The organism is Metallibacterium sp., assembly GCF_054637675.1.
Genome location: NZ_JBTSRB010000091.1, coordinates 1 through 4,637 on the forward strand (window position 1 = coordinate 1; position 4,637 = coordinate 4,637).

Below are 4,637 nucleotides of genomic sequence, written 5' to 3' on the forward strand. Positions count from 1 at the left end.
GATAATGCGATTTTGTAATATTAGCGAGCTGATGTAATTGAGCCGGAACATCTATATTGCTTAAATCTTCTTCAAAGTCAGGGTTAATATCTATAAAGCTGATACGCACATTTTCATAAAAGGCTTCAACTGATTCCCTTAATTTTTCAAGTTTTTTAGGGTTATCGTTTAAGTCTTTTCTGCTCTTCCAATCCCTGAATTTATCAAACGACCTGTCAGCGTCTTTAAGTAACGCAAGCTGTAATAACGCTAAAGGGGTCAACTGCAATGCGGATTCTTGCTGTTGGACAGGGGCTGTCGGCGTTGGCATAGGCGTTGCGGGTATATTGTTAGCAATAGGCATTGGCTCAGGTGCGATATATGGCGTGTTAGGTAGCATTGCCATATTTGGATTAGGATTATAATTTACATTTGGATTGACGGCAGGGGCTTGATTCCTGCTTGCCAATATTGCGCCAAACTTTTCCAATATTAACGGCAGACTGCCGATTAAAGAGGGTATCTCATTTGCTATTTTATCCTTCCAAGTTTCCTCTTTTGGCTGTTCACTGCCATCGCCTTTCTTATAGCCTAACTTAGCCGCTAATTCTTCAAATTTGTTTAAATCGTTGACCTGCCCTATCAATGATTGCGGTTTAGCGGCTGTTTCCTTAATTCTGTCTAATTCCTGCCTATGCAATTCCTCTTTTCTGGCGACTTCTTTCTGATGCACTACATCTTTTTCATGTAATTCCGCCATAAATTCCATTTGAGCCTGATTTGCCTTTGTCGTCATATCTAATAAAGTGGCGTAAAAAGTATCTTTCTCTTTGCCGTCATCTTTCTTATTGCCGCCGTTTATAGCCGCAATTATAGCGGTAAAGTCCTTCATCTTGTCGAAGTCGTCTTTTTCATTTACTTTTTTATTGCCTGAAGCGTTATTTGCGAATATTTTGACCATTTCAAGCAATGCGTTTGAACTATCCTTGCTATTTTCGGGGATAATAAGGTCTTTCATCTGTTTTAAGGAATTAAATGTATCTTCTTTGACCTTTTTTTCCGTTTCATCTTTTTTCATTATAGAATCTAATGCGCTTTCTTTAAGCCTTTTTGAAAACTCGTCTTCGCCTAATATAATAGGTTGTGAGCCTGTATTCGCTTTATAGCTTTCCTGTCTAATCTCTATGGATTCTAAAGACGGCTCTATTCTTAATTTCTGCACTTTAGGGTCTGCCACTTTACCTCTGTTGTTTAATACAAAGTTAGGGTAGAATGTTACCTGATATTCGCCCGCTTTCCCTCTTTTGTCAACATACCTTTTTTGTATATATTCAGCCCACCCGCAAGACGGCTCTTCATTTATCCTTTCTAAAAAAGACGGCTCTCTCATTCCGAGTTTAATTTCGCCCACTTCCCAATATGAAGGGTCTTTTTGCGTGTTAGTTTCAAACCTTTCAAGCGTTTCTATCGCCTTATTTTTAGAATAAGGGTTATCTGACGGCTCTATGGGCTCATCATCCTGTCCGCCCTCATAATTTTCGGAATCATCGACTTCTTTTCTATTCTTGCTTGCCTCTATCGACTGTAATGCTAAATTATCTATGTAATCTTCATTCATAAAAAAGCCTCCTTGTTTATTTTATATCAATAATCGGGTTTCCGTTTGCGTCAAACTGCTGACCGTTATTATTAAAAGTATTAGGCTGATTAGCGTTATGCGGATTACTATTGTTGTTTTGCCTATAAGAGTTGACCTCTTGCCCTAATTGCTGTATCTGATAGCTTAATTGACCTAACGCCGCCTGATTTTTATTAAGACTGTATTTCTCGTATATCGCAGAACCGGCAAAACCCGCAACCGCCCCTGCGACCCCTGCGATTAATAAGCCCGTTAAATCAATTCCGCCCGGATTTTCAAGATATTCCTTGCTCTTTTTAAGTAATAAATCTCCGGCGGTAGTATATATTTTGTTCTGTAAATCATCGTTTATAAACATTTTGATTTACCCCTAATGTCTGATTAATAGTATTGTGCCGATGTTGCCTGCGTTACATAACCCCACAGAGTAACATCCGTATTATATCCGCTTACGCCCGATATATCCGATACGCTGACCTGTATAGTGGATTTTGACACTAAATTAACGCCTGACGGTAGCATAAACGGTCTTACGCCTGTCGGCGTTAAGGAATTACCCGCCGCATTAGTGCTTGTCGTTCCGTTTATCATCCTCGAAATTACTCCACTTGAAAATATCGGAAGATTGCTTAATTGCGATAATGTGAAGTTAATTAAAACAGGATAATTAGAATCGTTAATAGTGATACCCGTCCAAACGAAATTCTGACCCTGCGGAATAGTAATATTGCCTACCGTTGTGCCGTTCGCCTGTGTCGTGGTTAGCGTAATAGGGTATTGAATAGGATATGAGGTTGATGGAATCGTTGCGTATAAATAATTCTGGTTGATAGTTCCGGTCGGATATACATTATTGCCCATGAATAATAGATAAAGATTACCTGATGTTGCCGATATATCTTTATACTTTATTATGAGTTCTCTTGTCGCCGGTAATACTAATGGTTTATCGAAACGAGCGTTAAACTCGCTATTGCCGAATACGGTATTGATATTGGCATATCCGTTATAATTACTTGTAACGGAAGATACGCCGTATAAACTGCTTTGTCCGTTAGAAAGGATATTAAGATAACCGTTTCCGCCTCCATTATCCCATTTAAGCTGTCTTAATACCTCGAAATTAGCATTGCTGTTTATTTTAAGGTTTTGGATATTATCCACGCCTAAAGTTCCGGCAGAGGCGGTTGCGGTATAACTCGGAAAACTTACTATATAACCAAATGGCAATCTTTCTGCCTTTGGTGCTGTTGCGGTTGTTGCCTGTGCCGGACTGCCCGCCCCGCCTGTTGACGGAGCGGTAAATCCTGCATTGTTATTGATATTCTGAAACAAGTTGTTCGTTGCCATTTTTTCACCTCAAGGCTACAAATCGCCTTTTGTTTTAAAGTTAGCGTGCCTGAATTAGACAGACTGATATTTCACGCCGTCTAAGGTTAAGGTTACATTCATCGGGTTAGTCAGAGCGGTCGTAAATGTGCTTGGGAATTTCAGCTGAATAGTGAAATTCTCCTGCGGGGCGATGAACATATACTCTTTTAATTCAGGTATTCCCTCAATGCTGGTTGGTCCGAGTAACGGAACGCTTATTCCGACCGTTGCAGGTGCGGTATAAGTTCCGGCAAGAGATGACATTATCTGAACAGCCGGTCCGCCTATTATTCTCTTGAGCGGAATTTCGAGCCATTTAGTATTTAAGAAGGTAAAAGATATAGAGCCTTCATTAAATATGTTTATGGCATCGATGACATTATTTGAAAGACCTTCAGTTGTAGTAGCTGTCGGTGCGGTTATCGTATTAAGCACATATCCCGTAGCAACGGTAGGGGTCAACTGCACGGATACTTTCATCATCAGGAACGCCATTGTGGCAGGAAGAGAACCCTGTCCGGGCGAGTTACTGATATTGCCTACGTTAAGACCGATGTTGTTAGCGGTGAAGAATGTGTATTGCTGTGCAATAGCCGCTCCGCCGGGTGATACTGTAACGGTATCGTATAACGGCTCGGCAGATTCGGAATAAGCACCTTTGCCTACCATTGTGTTATACATATTCGATACCTGCGCTAAGTTGCTAAATCTCATCTTGCCAGCCTGAATGGCGGTTGACATAGAAGGATAAAGATTAGCCAACTGCTGAACTGCTGTATTAGCCTGTGCAATAGCCGCCTGATTAGAAGCCGTTGGTTGAACTGCGATTGGATTTGCCATTTGTGTGAACCTCCGTAATTTTAAATGTTCTCGTTATTGTTAAAGTTAAAGTTAAATGTTATGCAAAGTTCTGTAATCTGTTGTAGTCGCTGATATTGCCGTTTGGAACTCCTGCCGGAATAGCCGGATAGCTCATGCCGCCGTTCAAAGCGTTAGGTAGAACTCCATAACCGCTTACTTTTGGCGCACCCGCAATTTTAATGTAGTTGTTGGCAGAAGACCAAACTTCCGCTACAATCTGCATGGCGGGAACTAATGAACCGCCTAATATAATAGGAGCGGCTAAATTATGTTTCTTGAAGAAGTGATGAGCCGCAAGACCTAAAACGGCTACTACGCCTATTTCAGAAGCATAAAGCGCTACCTTGTTTTTTGCAAGAGAGGGGTCTATTGCATTAAACGCATACTGCGGTATCATAGTTGCCGCAACAAACGAAAGACCTGCTAACCCTATCTGCTTGCCGAAATCCCCTATCGTAGCCATAGTGTCAGGATTCCTTTTGTAATGCCTTCTTCTCGGATTAACCTTTAATACTCTTTCGCTAACCCTTTTCTTGCTTTTGCTTGGATTGCTCGCAACAGTCCTTTTGTGTTTCTTTGGATTGCTTGCGACTACTTTCTTCGCAACAGTCCTTTTGTGTTTCTTTGGATTGCTTGCGACAGTTCTTTTCTTTTTGCTTGCACTTTTTTTCTTTGCCATTGTAATACCTCCGTTAGACGTTCTTTTTTTAGCCGTTTTATTTTTTTTTGCTCTTTTCCTATCAGGATTGGCAATAGTTAAAAGCGGCGTTGGGTTAATGATGTAAGC

At 40.8% G+C, this 4,637-nt stretch carries 4 protein-coding genes and 1 pseudogene; all 5 read right to left on the reverse strand.

From position 1 onward, the window contains the following. Positions 1 to 1,597 (reverse strand): hypothetical protein (locus tag ACYDAT_RS15655; protein ID WP_461451321.1); only part of this gene is annotated, 1,597 nt, incomplete at its 3' end. 16 nt (positions 1,598 to 1,613) lie between these two features. Further along, positions 1,614 to 1,976, reverse strand: a complete 363-nt coding sequence (locus tag ACYDAT_RS15660) for a hypothetical protein (protein ID WP_461451323.1) — start codon at positions 1,974 to 1,976, stop codon at positions 1,614 to 1,616. Between the two features lie 23 nt (positions 1,977 to 1,999). Then, a complete protein-coding gene (locus tag ACYDAT_RS15665) occupies positions 2,000 to 2,968 on the reverse strand; it encodes a hypothetical protein (RefSeq protein ID WP_461451325.1) in 969 nt (322 codons plus the stop codon). A gap of 54 nt (positions 2,969 to 3,022) precedes the next feature. Then, entirely contained in the window at positions 3,023 to 3,829 is an 807-nt protein-coding gene (locus ACYDAT_RS15670) for a hypothetical protein (protein ID WP_461451327.1), read from the reverse strand. A 58-nt stretch (positions 3,830 to 3,887) separates the two neighbouring features. Then, positions 3,888 to 4,637: pseudogene (locus ACYDAT_RS15675) on the reverse strand (hypothetical protein); the annotation flags it as partial.

What these genes read in the sequence shown, in the direction of transcription:
- ACYDAT_RS15660 (WP_461451323.1), bottom strand. Translation starts at nt 1,976, where the DNA reads ATGTTTATAAACGATGATTTACAGAACAAAATATATACTACCGCCGGA.
- ACYDAT_RS15665 (WP_461451325.1), bottom strand. Translation starts at nt 2,968, where the DNA reads ATGGCAACGAACAACTTGTTTCAGAATATCAATAACAATGCAGGATTT.
- ACYDAT_RS15670 (WP_461451327.1), bottom strand. Translation starts at nt 3,829, where the DNA reads ATGGCAAATCCAATCGCAGTTCAACCAACGGCTTCTAATCAGGCGGCT.